The organism is Ignavibacteria bacterium, assembly GCA_013177855.1.
GTDB lineage: Bacteria > Bacteroidota > Ignavibacteria > Ch128b > Ch128b > Ch128b.
Genome location: JABLYA010000002.1, coordinates 308,556 through 327,950 on the forward strand (window position 1 = coordinate 308,556; position 19,395 = coordinate 327,950).

The 19,395-nt window shown below is 33.6% G+C and carries 11 protein-coding genes; 8 read left to right on the plus strand and 3 right to left on the minus strand.

The features are described from left to right. Positions 1–354 precede the first annotated feature (354 nt). Complete coding sequence (locus tag HPY57_12515) at positions 355–2,454, plus strand: hypothetical protein (protein NPV12601.1); 2,100 nt, start codon at positions 355–357, stop codon at positions 2,452–2,454. 80 nt (positions 2,455–2,534) lie between these two features. On the opposite strand, the gene ygfK is transcribed toward HPY57_12515, so the two are convergent. After that, positions 2,535–5,639, minus strand: a complete 3,105-nt coding sequence (ygfK, locus tag HPY57_12520; protein ID NPV12602.1) for a putative selenate reductase subunit YgfK — start codon at positions 5,637–5,639, stop codon at positions 2,535–2,537. A gap of 89 nt (positions 5,640–5,728) precedes the next feature. On the opposite strand from ygfK, the gene HPY57_12525 reads away from it, so the two are divergent. Further along, positions 5,729–6,913 carry a YgeY family selenium metabolism-linked hydrolase gene (locus tag HPY57_12525; protein ID NPV12603.1) on the plus strand — a complete coding sequence of 395 codons (1,185 nt, stop codon included), beginning with the start codon at positions 5,729–5,731 and terminating at the stop codon, positions 6,911–6,913. 23 nt (positions 6,914–6,936) lie between these two features. Beyond that, a complete protein-coding gene (locus tag HPY57_12530; GenBank protein ID NPV12604.1) occupies positions 6,937–7,947 on the plus strand; it encodes an ornithine carbamoyltransferase in 1,011 nt (336 codons plus the stop codon). 804 nt (positions 7,948–8,751) lie between these two features. Here HPY57_12530 and HPY57_12535 read toward each other — a convergent pair. Beyond that, positions 8,752–9,027, minus strand: a complete 276-nt coding sequence (locus HPY57_12535) for a T9SS type A sorting domain-containing protein (protein ID NPV12605.1) — start codon at positions 9,025–9,027, stop codon at positions 8,752–8,754. 9 nt (positions 9,028–9,036) lie between these two features. Continuing rightward, a complete protein-coding gene (locus HPY57_12540) occupies positions 9,037–10,806 on the minus strand; it encodes a hypothetical protein (protein NPV12606.1) in 1,770 nt (589 codons plus the stop codon). Positions 10,807–11,923: 1,117 nt separating this feature from the next. On the opposite strand from HPY57_12540, the gene HPY57_12545 reads away from it, so the two are divergent. The 5 genes from HPY57_12545 (at position 11,924) to HPY57_12565 (ending at position 19,387) form a co-directional block, all read left to right on the plus strand. Continuing rightward, positions 11,924–12,766, plus strand: coding sequence for a T9SS type A sorting domain-containing protein (locus HPY57_12545; GenBank protein NPV12607.1), 843 nt, complete (start codon positions 11,924–11,926; stop codon positions 12,764–12,766). A 293-nt stretch (positions 12,767–13,059) separates the two neighbouring features. Next, a complete protein-coding gene (locus tag HPY57_12550; GenBank protein ID NPV12608.1) occupies positions 13,060–14,133 on the plus strand; it encodes a DUF4974 domain-containing protein in 1,074 nt (357 codons plus the stop codon). A gap of 12 nt (positions 14,134–14,145) precedes the next feature. After that, positions 14,146–17,154 (plus strand): TonB-dependent receptor, encoded by a 3,009-nt coding sequence (locus HPY57_12555; GenBank protein NPV12609.1) that lies wholly within the window; start codon positions 14,146–14,148, stop codon positions 17,152–17,154. Between the two features lie 4 nt (positions 17,155–17,158). After that, entirely contained in the window at positions 17,159–18,256 is a 1,098-nt protein-coding gene (locus HPY57_12560; GenBank protein ID NPV12610.1) for a DUF4876 domain-containing protein, read from the plus strand. A 12-nt stretch (positions 18,257–18,268) separates the two neighbouring features. Further along, positions 18,269–19,387, plus strand: coding sequence for a DUF4876 domain-containing protein (locus HPY57_12565; GenBank protein NPV12611.1), 1,119 nt, complete (start codon positions 18,269–18,271; stop codon positions 19,385–19,387). The last annotated feature ends 8 nt before the right edge of the window (positions 19,388–19,395 follow it).

The window sequence follows — 19,395 nt, forward strand, 5'->3', positions numbered from 1 at the left end:
GATTATATAAATCAAACGAAATGAAAGACGCATTTCTAAAATTTGAAGAACATAGAAGCTAAAAGAAACAAAACTAACTATCCGCTCAGGGATTTATAGCAAAGAAATAAACATTAGAATTATTTCATTGAGATATTTTAAAAGCATTGAAAGTCTTGATAGTTTGATGACATAGCATGTTTAATGTGATTATAATCAATAATGGAGAAAGAATTTATGAAAGGTTCAGATTTTACTTTTTAATCAACAATTGAAACACTTTCCCGCCATTTATCAAATTGATAATAAAAGCCGTTCAAACTATATTTGTATACTTTTTGCAATTAAAAAAATGACTATTTAGGAGATATTTGAATGGCTATTATGACTAAAATGCGGGATAATATGCCCGCAATTTTAATCGGGCTTGTTGTAATGTTCTTAATTACAATTGTTTTTGACTGGGGAATGAACTATCTCGGACTTACTTCTCAAAGAAATGACCCGGTCATTGGCAGTGTTAATGGAAGAGAAATTAAATATCTGGAATTCAATAAAATAGTTGATCAGGCAAGAGAGAATCAAAAAGCTCAATCGGGGCAGGATATTGAAGATGATCAGCTTCCAATGTTCCGAGATCAGGTCTGGGAATCTTATGTCAATCAAATATTAATTGAGCAGGAAGTTGAAAAGTTAGGCATCAAGGTTACTGATGACGAAATCTACGAAATTATCACAGGCGAAAATCCTCCTGAATTCTTAAAAAGAAATTTTATTGACTCACTTGGCAATTTTAATCGTCAGCTTTATTTACAAGCCATAATGGATCCAAGAAATAAAGAAGCACTTGCTCAGGCTGAAGATTATGTAAAACAACAAAGATTACAGGAAAAACTGATCGCATATCTCAAAGCAACAATCGTTGTCCCCGAGAATGAAATTAAAAAACGATTTATGGAACAAAATGTAAAAGCAGACGCAAAATTTGTCTTATTCGATTTGAATTCCATTAAGGACAACGATATCTCCTACAACGAGGATGATCTCAAAGCTTATTACAAGAAAAACATTGATCAATATAAAGTTGAAGCACAACGCAAACTTAAGTATGTAATTTTTAGAAGGCAGCCGAGCAAAGCAGATAGTCAATCAGTATTTAACAGCTTAAAAGCTATTGCAGAGGAAGCAAAGAAAGATCCTGATTTTGCTGGACTGATTAAACTTTATTCAAATAAAGAATATTCTGAAAGAGCAATTCTCCATGGATCATTGCCATACGAAAGTGAAGTAGAATTATATAAACATAATGTTGGAGATGTTGTTGGACCGGTTTTAACTTACTCTGGTTATTCAATTTTCAAAATAGTAAGAGATAGTCTTGGCGCAGATGAATATGTTCATGCATCTCACATCTTAATTCCAATTGCAGGTGATAGTGTAGCCGCTTTAAACAAAGCCAGGGATATTTTACAGCAAATTAAGAATGGTGCTGATTTCGCAAAGTTAGCTAAAGATTATTCACTTGATCCTATCTCTGCTTCCCGTGGCGGTGATCTTGGCTGGTTTGGGAAAGGAATGATGGTACCCCCATTTGAAAAAGCAGCATTTAACGCAAAGATTGGTGAAGTTGTTGGTCCCGTTAGAACTGATTATGGTTACCACATCATCAAAGTTCATGATAAAAGTAAAAGAATTATTATTGCTGCCGAGTTAAATCAACCGATTAAAATTTCTCCTCAAACTGAAGAAGAACTTTACAATGCTGCACAAGATTTTGCATACATTGTTCAGAAAAATGGAAACTTCGAAAAAGAAGCAGAGCTGATGAAATATCAGGTTCAAGAAACTGCACCTTTCAACGAAAAATCTGAATTCATTCCAGGAATTGGAATGTATAAACAGCTTGTAAAATTTGCCTTCGACAATAAAGTTGGTGAAGTTAGCGAAGTTTTCCCTACCAGTCAGGGATATGTTGTTGCAATGGTTTCAGATGCAACTGATGCTGGTTTCAAAAGCTTTGATGAAGTAAAGGAAACCATTAAGCAAGCAGTAATCAAAGAAAAGAAATATGAAATCTTAAAGAAAAAAGCAGAAGAAATGCGAAAGAAAATTCCCGCAGGACAGGGACTTGAATATTTAAAGAACATTGATACAAGCATTGTAATTACTCAAACAGGTCTCTTTAACTATGGACAATTTGTCGGTGGTGGAGTTGGTAGAGATTTCGCATTTAATTTTGCTGCTTTCAAATTGAATGTCGGTCAGGTTTCTGAACCCATAAAAGGGAATAGAGGTTATTATCTTATTGAACTTGTGTCCAAACAAGATTTTGACAAAACAGCTTTTGATATTCAAAAGAACACTATACGAAATCAAATACTTCAGGAAAAACAAAATACAATTATCAGCAGCTGGATGAATGAATTGAAAAAGAAAGCCAAAATTGAAGACTTAAGATTTAAGTACTACCGATAATCAGGTTTCTAATTAATTCAAAACTAAAAATGGACGGTTCAGCCGTCCATTTTTATTTTAAATCAAAAGTGATTTTAGTTTTATGCCTCAAGAAGATAACTGTAATCTTTAACTAAGATTTCTGTCAACTTCCAAATTTTTTCATTTTCTCTTTGAATAAACTGATAGTCGCCTGATAGATTTTTGAGATCTTCAAGTTTAATTCTTTGAGCAACATTATTCTTGTTTGTTCTGATATAAATGAATTCACCATTTATAAAAAATCCTGGAGATTCACTTCGATTAAACTCAATTTCATCAGAGAATATTGTGAATTTATCTTTGAAAGGTTTTCCATTGTAAGGACAAAATGTTTCACAGTTTCCGCATTCATTGCAGATTTTATCAATATGAACAATTTGAAATTGATCTTTAAAACCATCGTCTACATTAATTGAAACATTTGCTCGATTAGGACAAACCTCAACACACTTATTGCACACAGAATCGCACATCAAACAACGGGAAGCTTCTTTTATTAAATCATCATCAAATGAAAATTTAATTTTCCCTCTTAATTCAATTTGCCTGCTTATCATTTCTTTACGATAATCTTTTTTCAATTTGAAATTTACATTGATGCCTTCCCGTCGAATTATTTCTTCTGCAGCTTTTTTCCCATCGGAGATTGATTCAACTACAGTTGAAGGTCCCCGCAAAGTATCACCTCCAACAAAAACATTTTCAATATTTGTTTCATTTGTTTCAGCATTAACCAGCAGTTTTAATTTCGAATCAAAATCAATTTTATTTCTCTTAAGAAACTCATAATCCGTATGTTCTCCAATCGCAGTTATCACTGAGTCAATTCTGAATTCTTCAAATTCGTTTTCAACTGGTATAGACTTCGGTCTTCCATCCTGATCAAATTCACCAGGTTTCATCTTTTGACATTTTAAAATTCCATTCTGAAACTCAACTGGCTGGAGCAAATCAAAAAATTTCACACCATCTTTCATTGCTGCATCAATTTCTTCTCTATCAGCAGGCATATATTTCAATGCCCTTCTGTAAATGATAAGGACTTGTTCGACACCATCACATCTTAAAGCAGCACGTGCAGCATCCATTGCTGAATTTCCACCGCCAATTACGGCTACTTTTTTACCAAGATTAAAACTTTCTTTTCTGTTAAATCGTTTTAGAAAATCAAGAGCGTCAAAAATATTTCCTCTTGCATCGATTTTTAATTCATTAGGAATCTCAGCTCCAATTCCAATAAAAATATATTTGAAGCCCTGAGCTTTTAACTCGTCTATCCTTAAGTCAGGCTTAACATTATAAACAACATCGACGCCATGCAGTCTGATGAACTCAACATCTTTATCAATCACATCTTGTGGAATTCTAAATTGTGGGATGGTGTGTCGAACAGTTCCTCCCGCTTTATCGGTCTTCTCAAAAATTGTCACATTGAATCCTGCTCGAGCTAAAAAATAGGCTGCAGAAAGTCCAGATGGTCCAGCGCCAACTACTGCCACCTTTATTTCATTTCGATTTGATTGGAAGTTTTGAGTAAAATTCTTCAAATAAATCTCGAAAGATTTTTCAGTTGCAAATTTTTTTATATCTCTTATTAAAACTGGTAAATCGTATTCCCATCGTGTACATTTAGTCATACATTGATGATCGCATATGTAACCCGTAATGTGAGGCAGAGGATTTTTCTCTATTATCGTTTCAAATGCTTCAATAAATCTACCCTGAGAAACTAAGTAGGCATACTCAGATACATCTTGCTCGATCGGACAGGTAACTTCGCAAGGTGCAATGTAACAATCAAAAAGCGGAAGACTTTTTTTGATCGAAACTACCGTGGTTTCTTTGAAATCTTTTTTATAAAAGTCATTTTGGAATACTTCATCACACAGCTCTTTTAATTTATCGAGATTGACCTTTGATGAATTTATTTCAAACTGATTTTCATCTGCTTCAAAATCTTCTACAATTTGATGTAATCTAAAGTATCCCCCAGGTTTGAGAAGTTCGGTTGCATAAGTTACAGGATAAATTCCAGTTTGAATAATTTTTTTCGAATTGAAAATGTTAGCTCCTCCAGAATAAGAAATGCTTATTTCACCATTTAATTCTTTTGAAATTTTATATGCTAGATTAATCGTTAATGGGAAAAGAGTTCTTCCGCTCAAATACATTTCTTCACCAGGTAATCTCTTTTTTGTATTAATTACACCAAGTGTGTTAGAAAGTTTGATCCCAAACTCTTTTCCATTTTGTTTCGCGAATTCCTGAAGCCGTTTAATCATTGGAATTGCTTCTTCAAATTTTAAATCATGTTCAAATGACTCATTCTTTAAGAGAATGTAGTCATAACCGAGTCTGTCTAAAATATCCCTGACGAATTCATAACCCAGTAATGTCGGATTTAATTTGACATAAGTATTTAAGCGCTTCTCTTTAATCAAATATTTTGCAATTGATTCAATTTCATTAATCGGACAACCATGCATTGTTGAAAGCGTAACTGAGTTTGAAATCTCTGGAGGAATATTTTGAAGCGTTTCAATTAAATCTTCTCTTGAAAAATTTTTAATCGGTTCAAATTTAGAGTCAGAGATGAAGTTCAAAAGCTCATTAAGATATTTTTCAAAAAGTTCACTTTTTCTTGCATCTTTAATTTTCTCAATAAAATCATCGACCTTTTCGGATTGAATCCCTTTCAAATCGTAGCCAACACTCATATTAAAGACAAAACCCGGATAAGAATTTTCTGAGTGTCTAAATACTTTTTTCAGCAAATGGATCAAAAGCCAGGCTTTCAAATATTCATTAAAAGATTCGTGAAGAGATAATTCCTGTGACCATTCAACATTATAACCTTCATCTTCAACATCAATACATGGTTTTTCAATTTCTAAGTTGTCAAGTATTTGAACTGTCTTAAGCTCAATAAATCTTCCGCCCACTAAATATGACGCAATGATATTCTGAGCAAGTTGAGTGTGAGGTCCTGCGGCAGGACCAAACGGTGTTTCAAGATTTTGGTTGAATATTTGAAATGTCTTAGAATTTTGCTTTTTGAAGAATTTCGATTCTGGAATTCCAAAGATTAAATTTTCTTTTTGAAATTCAGAAAACACCCAGTTGAGTAATTGCTTGAATGAAATTGTTTTCATTACTCGAGCCATAAATCAATTTCTCCGTTGTGAAAAGTAATTTTAAATCTGTGTAAATTTAAGAAAATTTAAATACGGATTAGATTAAAGGATAAAACAAAGTGAATCTATCAAAAGAAATTCTTGCTAAAGCAAATCAATACCGCGATTACACCGCGAGAAATCTTTCAAAACTTGTGCAAACAAAATCACTCAGTACGAAAGAAAAACAGGTTGCCGAACTTATCAAATCAATGATGGAAGAAGCCAGCTTTGATGAAGTCTTTATAGATGGACTCGGAAATGTTATCGGCAGGATTGGCAATGGGAAAAAAATTATCGCAATTGATGGTCATATCGATACCGTTGATGTTGGTAATTTAAAAAATTGGTCATTTGATCCTTTCTCTGGCGAAATAAAAGATGGATTTGTTTTTGGAAGAGGCTCGGTAGACCAGAAAGGTGGAGTTGCATCTTTTATAACTGCAGGTAAAATATTAAAAGAAATTGGACTCAATAACGATGTAACTGTCTATTTTGTTGGCTCAGTAATGGAAGAAGATTGCGATGGTCTTTGCTGGAAATTTATTATTGAAGAAGATAAAATTAAACCTGATGTTGTAATCTTAACGGAACCAACAAAATGCAATATCTATCGCGGACACAGAGGCAGAATGGAAATTGAAGTTGAGTTCAGAGGAATTTCGGCGCATGGATCTGCTCCTGAGCGTGGTAAAAATGCAATTTATATGGCAGCACATTCGTTAATTGAAATTGAAAGACTCAATGAGAACTCAGCTTTTGATGATTTTTTAGGGAAAGGATCAGTAACTGTTTCACAAATTGTTTCTGACAGTCCATCGCTTTGTGCTGTTGCAGATTACTGCAGATTTCATCTTGACCGAAGATTAACCTTTGGAGAAAATAAAGAGCTTGCATTAAATCAAATTGAAAAAATAGTAAGTAAATTTAATGGTGAAGTAAAACTTCTTTATTATGAAGAAACTTCTTTTACTGGCAGAAAATATGGGATGGAAAAATATTATCCAACCTGGAAAATGGAATTAGATCATCCTGCAGTTCAAAATGGAATTAAATCTTATAAAGACCTATTTAATTCTGATCCAGTCATTGATAAATGGACATTTTCAACAAATGGAGTTGTGATTAGAGGATTATATGGAATTCCTGCAATTGGATTTGGTCCTGGTGATGAAGTCTTTGCTCATGCACCTGATGAAAGAATTCCAATAGATGATTTAGTTAAAGCATCCGCATTTTATGCGATGTATTGTCAAACATTTTAATTAAAAAATATAGGGAGAAAAAAATGGACAAAAAATTTAAAGGCAAACATTTTCTTTCTGAAGATGATTGGACAAAAGAAGAACTGGATGTAGTGTTTGAAACTGCATTTGAACTAAAACAAAAATTTTATGCAGAAGAACCAACCCTTTACCTTCCTTATAAAACTTTATTTATGATATTCTTTGAACAATCCACTCGAACAAGAAATTCGATGGAAGCAGGAATGACCCAGCTCGGAGGTCATGCACACGATTTGACTGCCGACAAAATGCAAATCTCTCATGGTGAATCGGCAAAGGATACGGCAATCATACTTTCAAGGATGGGACATGGAATTGCCTGCAGGAATTGTTTTTATGGAATTGGTAAAAAATATTTAGATGAAATGGCAAAGTATGCAACTGTTCCTGTTATGTCTTTGCAGGATGATGTTTATCATCCTTTTCAGGGAATTGCAGATTTGATGACAATCTTCGAATACTTTGGAAAAAATCCGAAAGGTTTGAAGGTAACAATTTCCTGGGCGTATGCAACATCGCATGCGAAACCTCTTTCTGTTCCGCAATCACAAATTCTTTTATTCCCGAGATATGGAATTGATGTAACAGTAGCTCATCCGAAAGAATTTCCACTTTCGAAAAATATTGTTGAAAAAGCTTATAAGAATGCTGAGGCTGGCGGAGGCAGTTTAAGATTTACTGACAATATGGATGAAGCTTTTGAAGGTGCAAATGTTGTGATTCCAAAAAATTGGGGCGGTTTTGCTTATTACGATGTTGATTACTATCTACAAAATGAAGAAGAATGTAAAAAGGAAATGAAAGCTAATCTTGAAAAATATAAAGATTGGATTTGTGACGAAAGAAGAATAAAGCTTGCTGCTAAAGATGTAAAATTAATGCATGCTCTTCCAGCCGATCGCGGAAAAGAGGTAACAGATGAAGTTATTGATAATCCAGAAATTTCTATTGTTTATGATGAAGCAGAAAATCGTCTTCACACCGCAAAAGCGATTATGGCATTGACAATGTAAATAGATTGAAAATTTAAATTGTTTGCTGTCATACTTATTCTTTTGAATAAAGTGTGACAGCATTTTTTATTTTTTGAAGAAGATTTTGTGTACTGTCTTAGATGCCTTTCATATTTTAATCAATGTAACAGCAAAATTTCACCCTGAGTTTTTAGAAGGAAATGTCATCCTGAGCATTTGTCGAAGGATGACCTAAAAAAATGTTTAAAGTTTCATTGCTGTCAGGCTTCGATGAGCTCAGCCTGACAGTGAATTTTCATCTTTAGTTTTTCCAAGATAATGTCACCCTTCAGGATTTTGTTTTTTGTGGGTGCTTGTTTTTTTCTATAATAATTTCATCCTTTCTGGATTAGGTTCTCAATTAATCGAAATTAAATCAATATCTTTTGTGATCTATTTACACCAACTCCGAAGGAGTTGAATATGATTAGCCCCGAGTTGCACTCGGGGAAATAATGTCAACCAAAAATTCCAACCCCGAAGGGGTTGAATGTGGATTTCAAAATTTTTTTAATGTCTGATCTGCAATTGAATTTTTCAGATCATTTAGAACAAATTCTGTTTATTTGAACCCCTTCAGGGTTCTTTGTTTTTTGTTCTCATTTACCCCCAATGCGATTGGGGGCTATTCATATTAAACCCCTGCGGGGTTTTTATATTCATTTTTGTTTTATGTGTAATTGTTTTTTCTATAATAATTTCATCCATTCTGGATTTGATTCTTTGGGAGGGTTGATAAAATTTTTGAAAATTGATATAAAAACAATAAAAGCCAGCCCAATGAGCTGGCTTTTAATCTCTAAATTACTTCAACACAACCATCTTCTTTATTGAAGTAAAATCTCCTGCTTTCATCTGATAAAAATATACCCCGCTGCTCAATCCAAATTTCCCAGCATTAAGTTCTACTTCATACTCACCTGCATCTTTAACTTCGTTTACAAGTGTTGTTACCTCCCTTCCTACTATATCATAAAGCTTTATCATCACAGGCTTTGTCTCTTTTACTGAGTATCTGATCTTTGTTGTTGGATTAAATGGATTGGGATAATTCTGATAAAGTTTAAATCCAAATGGTATTTCGCTTGTTTATTTTTTAAAATCAAGTTTAACTCCTCCCTCACGATACACAGCAAGTCCTCCTCCTGTCCCAATCCATTTGTTGCCTTGTCCATCTATGGCTATTGCATAAACTTTATTACTTGGTAATCCAGAATTTGATGTTTTATAAATAGTCCATTTTACACCATCAAACTTTGCAAGTCCTCCATCTGTCCCAATCCATTGGTTACCCTGTCCATCTATGGCTATTGCATAAACAACATCACTTTGCAAACCTGAATTCCATATGCTATAAACAGTCCAATTTACCCCGTCAAACTTTGCAAGTCCTCCTCCATATGTCCCAAACCATTTGTTGCCTTGTCCATCTATGGCTATCGCAAAAACGACATCACTTGGCAAACCTGAATTTGATTTGTTATAAACAGTCCATTTTACTCCATCAAGCTTCGTAAATACTCCATAATTTGTCCCAATCCATTTATTACCTTTTCCATCTATTACTATTGCATTAATCCAATTAACTGGCAAATCTGAATTTGATTTGTTATAAACAGTCCAATTTGCTCCATCAAACTTTGCAAGTCCTTCATATGTCCCAATCCATTTGTTACCTTGTCCATCTATGGCTATTGCATAAACATCATTTTCTGGTAAACCCGAATTTGATGTGTTATAAACAGTCCAATTTACTCCATCAAACTTCACAAGTCCAGCTTTATCTGTCCCAATCCATTTGTTACCAAGAGCATCTATGGCTATTGCTTTAACACTATTATCTGGCAAACCTGAATTTGATATGTTATAAACAGTCCAAATTACTCCATCAAACTTTGCAAGTCCTCCATCTGTCCCAATCCATTGGTTAACTTCTTCACCTATGGCTATTGCAGTAATACGTTCAAAGGTCAAACCTGAATTTGATGTGTTATAAACAGTCCATTTTTCTCCATCAAACTTTGCAAGTTCTCCTCCACCTGTCCCAATCCATTTATTACCTTGAGCATCTATGGCTATCGCAGAAACATCATTTTCTGGTAAATCTGAATTTGATGTATTATAAACAGTCCAGTTTATTCCGTCAAACTTTGCAAGTCCTTCCCAAGTCCCAATCCATTTGTTACCCAATCCATCTATGGCTATTGCAGAAACAAAATTACCTGGCAAACCTGAATTTGATGTGTTATAAACAGTCCAATTTACTCCATCAAACTTTACAAGTCCTCCACTTGTCGCAAGCCACTTTCGATTTTGTCTATCTATAGCTATTGAACGAACATAATTATCTGGCAAACTTGAATTTGACGTATTATAAATAGTCCAATTTTCTCCATCAAACTTTGCAAGTCCTCCTCCACCTGTCCCAATCCATTTGTTACCCTGTCCATCGATGGCTATTGCGTTAATCCAATTATCTGGCAAACCTGAATTTGATGTATTATAAATAGTCCATTTTATTCCATCAAACTTTGCTAGTCCATCCCAGGTCCCAATCCATTTGTAACCTTGAGCATCTATGGCTATTGCATAAACATGATTATATGGCAAATCTGAATTTGACCTGTTATAAAAAATCTTATTTCCCGTTTTCTTATCAATCCTTACAAGACCACCGCTTGTTCCAACCCAGACAGAATCACCTTCAATTGCAATTGCAGAAACTGAATTGCAATTTGTGAAATTAATCCATTCAGGATTTTGTGAGAAAGAGCGGTTTGGATATAAAGAAAAGAAGAGAAGTAACAAAATAGAAATGATGAAAAATAAAAAGATATAAGAAGTTTTTAGTTTTTTCATTTTTATTCCCCCATTTTTCAACTTTAATAATTTCTACATTAATCTAATTAAGTCAATTTTAACATTCAAGCTTTTATTACAATTTTAATAATCAGTATAATCTTTACATAAGCTCTTAAAGATGGGAGATTCATTTTCACAATGATTTTTTAAATGGAATAAAAGATTAGACTAAAATTAATTTGTTTTTTCCGTCTTAAGTTCGTTTTGTAATTATTAGAGAAATGAATTTAATTCTGAGATTTTGTAAGATGGTGATGTTAATTGCCACATAATTTAATTTCTTCAGCTTCGACAAGCTCAGCCTGACAAAGAATTGGCATCCTGAGCATTTGTCGAGTGATGATGTTTATAATCAGTTAATTTAACTCCTCAAACTTCGACGTATCCTACTTTAATTAATTCCTGAAGAAAATTTAATCCTATATGCTCATATTTTATTGTTCTGACACAATTCAGATCTTTTTATCGAAAAAATTTTTTCAAGTGAAATATTTTCATTTTAATTAACAGCAAGAAAGACAAAAAAGATTGTAATGGCTTTGATGATAAAATGAATTCACCCTTATTTAAGATTAAGATAATCACAGGCAATCTAAAGGAATAAAAGACATTTTAAGTTGATTTTTATGATTTCTTTGAATTTATAATTCCCCGATTTTTGCTTTTAATCCCGATAATCACTTAATTGAAAAAAAGGACATTTTTTATGCTAAGAAAATCCTTCCTTTTGCTTCTCACTTTATGTTTAAACATTTACTCTCAAAATTTTTGGATAAAAACATCCTTCCCCTCAGGTACTCAATTAAATAATGTTTATGCATTACTCGGTTTACCTGATAATACCATTTTAGCCGGCACTTATTTTTATGGAATAATGAGCTCAACAAATAATGGCAACGACTGGCAAAATAGAAGCTTTGATTCAATGTGGGTGATGAAAATAACAAGAGATAATAATTGGAATCTTTATGCTCTGGTGGTCGGAGGAGTTGATGGTTCGCAAAGTGGTCTATACAAATCAACTGATCAAGGAATTAACTGGAATAGAATATGGATTAAGCAGGGCGGATTTAATTGTATTTATATTGATGAAAACAATAATCTTTATATTGGAATGAATTATTACGATGGTCAGGGTGGAATTTACAAGTTCAATGGTTCGGATTGGGTTAACATCTTTCCTTATCCTGCATATGTTTATTCAATACTAAAAACATCTTCAGGAAAAATCCTTGCTGCAGCTTATGAAAATGGTCAGGCAAAAATTTATTCTTCGATCGATGAAGGTACAAACTGGAACAGTTATTCCTTTGGAATTAATTTTACATCAACAGATTTGATCAAGGATAGAAGAAATAATATTTATCTTTCAACAGCTGGTTATGGAATTTATCTTTCTAATGATGATGGGAATTCGTTCAGTCAGATTGGGATTACTGGACCCGAATTTACATCACTTTATATTGATGGAGATATTCTTTATGCGGGTTCAAATGGTTATGGTGTTTATAGAACATCAAATCTGGGTCAAAATTGGGAATTATTAAATGATGGTTTTGGGCAGGAAAAATATGTTTTGAGTTTAGGTGCAACTCCAAATGGTTATCTTTATGCAGGAATGAATTATTATGGAATTTATCGATCGGTTAATCAAGTTTTAGATGTCGAAAGTGAAATTAACCAATTAAGAGCTTTTCAATTATATCAAAATTATCCTAATCCGTTTAATCCAAAAACTCGAATCAAATTTTCGCTGGCTGATAAGAATACTGTAACTCTTAAACTTTATGATTTATTGGGGAGAGAAATTACAACTCTATTAAACGAAGAAAAATCGCCCGGTATTTATGAAGCTGAGTTAGATTTAAGTAATTACAATTTAGCAGGTGGCGTTTATTTTATTCATTTAAGTTCAGCGGATAATTACTCGATTAAAAAAATGATTTATTTGAAATAAGGGTCAACTCTCGAGCAATTTTAATTTGAAGAGGCAAAAATCCAAAAAGATTAAATAAAGAATATTTAAAGTTCAAATTTCATCACAATTAGAAATAATATTTTGATTAAAAGTTTTTGTTGTCGAATAGTACAAAATCGCTTTTCGTTTGTATTACATATTAGAAAGAGATGAAAATTGAATTTTTAGTTATCATTGGGGTCAGCGTTATTGAGGTACTAAACTTCAAGGAGTGGAGAAAAGAAAGTTCCACTCCTTTTGTTTTTTAGAAATTTGCAGGCAGAAAAAAGTTAATGACTAAAAAAAATAAAATTATTGACGCTCAGTTTATAATTCGAGTGATTAAAAATGAAGTCACAGAAGAGGAAAGAGAATTCTTCAATCAATGGCTCGAAGAAAGTGATGAACACAAAGAGGAGTTCGGTAAAATCGCTCTCCTTTGGGATAAAACAGGTACCCTGCCGACTCCTCTTTCCCCTGATTTAATTTCAGAATGGGAAAAATTAAAAGATAAACTCACAAAAAATACAGACCAAATTCCAGAAAAATCTTACAGAATTTATACAATATCAGATCAAAATTTTGATGAACCTGTAAAGACAAAATATTTTTCAGAGTATTTCAAAAAACATATTGTCCTTACCAGAGCAGCTGCAATTATTTTGATTTCTTTGATTGCTTATCAGTTTATAAGTTTACCTATCCCTCAAAAATTTAACAATCAGATTCAGGAATCTAAATTTTATGAATTCGTTACTCAAAAGGGAGAAAAAGCAACCATTCCTCTTGCCGACGGAAGCATTGTTTATTTAAATGCAGATTCAAAATTAACTTATCCTCAATTTTTTGATGAACACAAAAGATTACTGAAACTTGAAGGTGAAGCTTATTTTTCAGTTAAATCAGATCCCGAGAAACCATTTGTCGTCCAAACAGGTGATAAATTTACAGAAGTGAAAGGCACTGAGTTTAATGTCAAATTCAGAAAGAATAAATTAAGTGTCGTAGTTACAAAAGGAGTTGTGGTTTTATACAATCAGGATAGTTCAAAATTTGTAGATCTTCGCAAAGGTGAATTAATAACTTCTACAAGTAATGGATTTACCCAACCGATAAAGGTAGACACAAGACTTTACACAGCCTGGCGCGAAAACAAATTGTCTTTTGTCGCTACTCCGCTTTCTGATGTTCTTGAAGAGATAGAGAGATTTTATAATGTCGAGACTTTGTGTAAGAATAATAAAATTTTAGACCGTAAATTAACTGGTTATTTTGACTCCAATTCACTTGATGAAATTCTTACAAAAATTAGTCTCGCCTTAGATTTCAAATTCCAGAGAAAAGGTAAAAAAATTATTATCTTTTAACAGAGGTTTAAAATGACTTTGAATTTTGTTTGCATTTTATTGCTTCTGATAAATACAATTACATCCGTAAATGAAATTTATGGACAGGACGGCGATAGTCTTGTTTCGGAAATTGTTCGCGGCGGCTTGATGATTGAGAAAAACAATCTTGAATTTTTGCAATCAGAAAAAGACAGTTATCTATTACCATCTCAATCAATCTTATCAAGTAAAATTACAATTGAACTTTCTGAAGGGACAATTAGAGATGTCTTAAATATCATTTCATCAAAAACCGGCATCAGAATGATTTATAGCGATGACCTTGTTAGAGATAAAGTAACAGACATTCGCTTTTATGACGAAACTGTTGAGAATGTTTTGAATTATCTTTTCAGAAACAAAGAAGTTAGTTACATCTTAACTGAAAAAAATGAATTGATAATTGCAAAGACACAAAAAATAGATGAAGAAACAGGTTCAATTCAGGGAACAGTTCGCGATAAATCTGGCGAGCCATTAATTGGCGCAAATGTTATTGTTAAAGAAAATAAATTTGGTGCAGCCACTAATCGATTTGGAAAATATTCAATTCACAAATTGAAACCGGGCAAGTACACCGTCGAAGCATCATTTATTGGTTATCAAAAGGAATCAAAAGAAGTTATTGTCAAAAAAGGTGAAGCAGTTACGGTAGATTTCTATCTTGAAAGCACTGCATTTTACATTGGTGCAATCGAAGTCGTTGGAACAACCGAATTAATTCCGAAGGATGCGAATACAAAAACCGTAATTAGCGGTGCAGAGGTTGAACATTTTCAAGCTTCAAGTATTGGCGATGTACTGGACCTTGTCCCGGGCGTGCAAAAAACTTCAAATCCCGGACTTTCAAAAACAAGTCAGGTTGCGATTAGAGGTGAAGAGACCGATAAACTCTCTGCACTTGGTACGCTTGTAATGGTTGATGGAATTCCAATCTCAAACAATGCAAATCTTCAGTTTGAAAAATGGACAAGTGGAATTACTGGACCTTCGAATGTTGGCGGTGGCGTTGACCTGAGAACAATTCCAGCAGACAACATTGAATCGATTGAGGTGATTCGTGGTCTTCCCTCAGTTAGATATGGAGATGTAACTGCTGGTGTAATTAATGTAAAAACCAAAACAGGTGTGCAGCCGCATCGACTTAAAATTAAAAATAATCCGGATACTAGAGAATTAAATTTGGGCGGTGGAAAAAATTTTGGTCTAACTGGATTTTCTTACAATCTTAATGCGGCACAGAGTGAAAGAGATATTAGAAAAAAAGGTGATGAATATATCAGATTAACTGGTCAGGCAGTTTTTACGAGAGATTTCCTTGATAACAAACTAAATACCAATTGGAAGTTATTCGGTCAGAGAATTTTTGATGAGGAACAACCCAAAGGAGATGTTTATCAAACAAGAAATTATAATCGTGGTTATTCGCTTCAGACATCTTCTTGGGGAAAATATGTTTCGATACCTGATATAGAAAACTTTAATTACAATGCATACATAAATTACAGACGAGAAAACAGTATGAAATCTCGTCTTGTTCAATCTGATTTGAGAATTTTACCAAGCGGCGATACTGTTTCAACATATCTTGGAAAAGTAGAAACTCGTGGAAATGAATGGCAAATTGGCGGAAGGTTCGAGTGGGAAAGATTATACTTAACTGGCGATTTCATTCACAAACTTTTGGTCGGTTCGGATGTACAGTATGAAGCAAATACTGGTGAAGGAGTTTTAATTGATACTTTATTTAATTACTACGGTGTCGAATCTGGAAAACTTCCATATCGATTTGATGATATTCCAGGTCAGGTATTAGCAAGCATTTATGCAGAAGATAAAGTAACAGGTAAGCTTGGTTTAGATTTTACTGCCGTGTTTGGTTTCCGCTATGAAATGTACAGGCCTTACGGAATCAATTTATCAGGATTACTGGGTAAAGGTGATTTTGTAAAATCACACCAGGGAAGCTTTTTTAATCCGAGAGTTAATTTAATTGCTTATTTAAGTGAATACAATCAAATCCGTTTAAGTTTAGGAACATCATCAAAATCACCGGCAATGAGTTACATTTATCCTCCGCCAACTGTTTCAAAGTGGAGAAATCCACTCGATAGTCAAACTGTATTTTTCAGATTGAATACTAGAAATCCAGAACTTAAAGGATATAAAGAAACTCAGTATGAAATTTCTTATGACCACAGATTTGGAAATTTAATTGGAACTTCTTTGACTGCCTATTACAAACAGCGAAAACAGGATCCAACTGGACAAACAATTCCCCTTTTCTATTACAGAGAACTTAATGGACAATCTTATTTATACTACATTGATAAATATTCTATTCAACAGAATCTTGGCTGGAGTATAAGCAAGGGGATTGAGTTTACAGCGAGATCGAGTAAAATTAAACCTTTAAATATGGAGTTTCAAATTGTCGGTTCTTATAATTTTGTAAAGCGTGGATCAAACGGTTGGGCATTTGATTCAGATCCTGATCAAACTCTTGGGAGATTTCCAAATTACAAAGTGCCCGGTGTTCCATTCGATACTTTAATTGGTTTCGTTTACGATGCTTCGTTATACTGGAGTGACAGATTGATTTTGAATTATTATGTTAAATATACTCATCCTACTCTTGGTTTGTGGATAACTTTAAGAGCAGAACACACGATCTTCGAAAGAAGCAAAACATATAATCTTGAGCCAATTGATTTCTCAGTTATTACAGACTCAGTCAAATTAAATACTGTTAAAATTGCTCGTGATTGGGATGAAAGAATTAAGAAGAAACCTGCGAAGTGGTTATTTAACATCAACATAAGTAAATCGTTGTTCAAAGGTGCTGAAATTTCTTTCTATGTGAATAATGTTTTTGATGATCCTGCACTTTATCGTTATCAATACACTTATAATCCAAATGATATTGCTGAAGAAGCTAGAAATCCTTCTCTCTTTTATGGAATTGAATTCAGTATGATTGTGGATGAATTATTCAGGTGAGAAGATGAAAAGATTAATGTTTTATTTTTTTGCATTTGTAATTTTATTTGTTGGATGTGCTGAACAGCCGCCTATTGCAATAGATGGTGAAGGTAAACTTGATGTAATTGTATTATGGGATTCGACTTACTCTGAAGATGCATCCATCGCGCTGCCAGTTGCAAATGCAAAAGTATTTTTAAACAGTCGATATGGAATAAAAATTTTAATGACAGATGATAATGGAAGAATTATCCTCGAAAATTTGCCGACATCGATTTATGGTCTATCGGTTAGAAAAACACATCCACTTGACCCAAACATTATGCTGATCGGTGTAAAACAGGATTTGAATGTAATTTCGGGTAAAACTATTTCGGACACAATTTTTGTAAAACCAATCTCGGCAACTGGAATTGTGATTAATGAAATTTACACAGCCGGACCGGTAAACAATATTTTTTACTTTTATGACCAATTCGTTGAGATTTATAATGCAAGTGATAGTATTCGATATCTTGATGGTATGATTGTGATGCGTGTGTCTGGTAATAATGACGGCAAAGGTCCTGGCGCCGATGAAGATGATGATGGCGACATTGATGGAGTCACTTTTGCGTTTAAATTTCCCGGAAATCCCGGTGAACAAAACATTCCAATCTACCCAAAACAATTTGTAGTTCTTGCTGTCGATGCAGTCAATCACAAAAATATGATTTCAACAAGCATTGATCTTTCTAATGCTGATTGGGAATTTTATAATCAATATTCACCTGAAGATATTGATAATCCCAATGTTCCAAATTTGATTAATGTTTTTTCGCATCGAACTCAAGATTTTTTAATTAATCTCTCAACAGATGTAATTGTAATCGCCGATGGTAGAGATTCTCTTTTACTTGATGGAGTTGATATATCAACAATTGTAGATGGGGTTGAATATCAGCCAAATCCACATCCACAAAGTAAAAAGACGCTTGACCCAAGAGTCGATAGAGGATATGTATTAAGTCCGCCAAGATACAGCGGCCGCTCAATTCAAAGAAAAGAACCTGGTTTTGATACAAATGATTCCGGAACTGATTTTGAAATTATTGAACCTCCAACACCAGGAAGACAATAATTGAAGAAAAAGATGAGAGCTTTTATTATTAAAAATTTATTTCGGTTTTGTTTTGTGAGTTTAATTGCGATTAATTTGAATAGCTGTGCTGAAAACCCACCAGTATTTGTTGATGGGCAGGGAGTGCTGGAACTCGTTGTTTTGTGGGATTCAACTTATACAGATTCGACATTGGCTGTTCCTGTTTCGGATGCGAAGGTAATTATTTCTTCTCGTTATACTGCAAAAATTTGTCAGACAGATCAAAACGGAAAACTTTATTTGAGAAATTTACCTACTTCAGTTTACGGTTTTACGGTAAGAAAATCCCATCCGATTGATCCAAGTATAATTCTGGTTGGTTCTAAGCAAAATGTTGAGATTGTTTCTGGCAAAATTGTTTATGATACAATTTTTGTTAAACCAATTTCGAGCACTGGAATTTCAATCAATGAAATTTACTGTGCAGGACCAGTTAATAACTTTTTCTTTTTCTTTGATCAATTCATTGAACTATATAATGCGCGCGATAGCGTACGCTATCTCGATGGAATGATGATAATGAGATTTTCCTCAAACAATGAAGGTAAAGGACCTGGTGCAGATGAAGATGACGATAACGATATCGATGGTGCAACTTATGTCTTTAAATTTCCTGGAAAACCAGGTGAGACAAATTACCCATTTTATCCAAAGCAGTTTGTTGTTTTGGCTTCTGATGCAGTAGATCACAGAAATGTCTGTGCAACAAGTTATGATTTATCAAATGCTGATTGGGAATTTTATAATCAATATTCTCCTGAAGATATTGACAATCCCAATGTTCCAAATTTGATTAATATGCGTCCGGATAAAACTGCTGATTTTCTTATAGCTCTAACAAGCGATGTCATTATTCTTTCGGATGGAAGAGATTCAATTTGGCAGGATGGAATTGATATTAACACAGTGGTAGATGGTGTGGAATATCAAACCAATCCACATCCTCAGAATAAGAAAACTCTTGATAATCGAATCGATAGAAGTTATGTCTTAAGTCCGCCAAGATATAGTGGTAAATCAATGCAGAGGCGGGAGCCGGGACTTGATACCAATGACTCGCTTTCAGATTTTGAAATTCTTGATCGAGCAACACCAGGATATTTCAAATAAGGATTGAA

What these genes read in the sequence shown, in the direction of transcription:
- HPY57_12515 (NPV12601.1), top strand. Translation starts at nt 355, where the DNA reads ATGGCTATTATGACTAAAATGCGGGATAATATGCCCGCAATTTTAATC.
- HPY57_12565 (NPV12611.1), top strand. Translation starts at nt 18,269, where the DNA reads ATGAGAGCTTTTATTATTAAAAATTTATTTCGGTTTTGTTTTGTGAGT.
- HPY57_12540 (NPV12606.1), bottom strand. Translation starts at nt 10,806, where the DNA reads ATGAAAAAACTAAAAACTTCTTATATCTTTTTATTTTTCATCATTTCT.
- HPY57_12530 (NPV12604.1), top strand. Translation starts at nt 6,937, where the DNA reads ATGGACAAAAAATTTAAAGGCAAACATTTTCTTTCTGAAGATGATTGG.
- HPY57_12560 (NPV12610.1), top strand. Translation starts at nt 17,159, where the DNA reads ATGAAAAGATTAATGTTTTATTTTTTTGCATTTGTAATTTTATTTGTT.
- HPY57_12545 (NPV12607.1), top strand. Translation starts at nt 11,924, where the DNA reads ATGAATTATTACGATGGTCAGGGTGGAATTTACAAGTTCAATGGTTCG.
- HPY57_12555 (NPV12609.1), top strand. Translation starts at nt 14,146, where the DNA reads ATGACTTTGAATTTTGTTTGCATTTTATTGCTTCTGATAAATACAATT.
- HPY57_12550 (NPV12608.1), top strand. Translation starts at nt 13,060, where the DNA reads ATGACTAAAAAAAATAAAATTATTGACGCTCAGTTTATAATTCGAGTG.
- ygfK (NPV12602.1), bottom strand. Translation starts at nt 5,639, where the DNA reads ATGGCTCGAGTAATGAAAACAATTTCATTCAAGCAATTACTCAACTGG.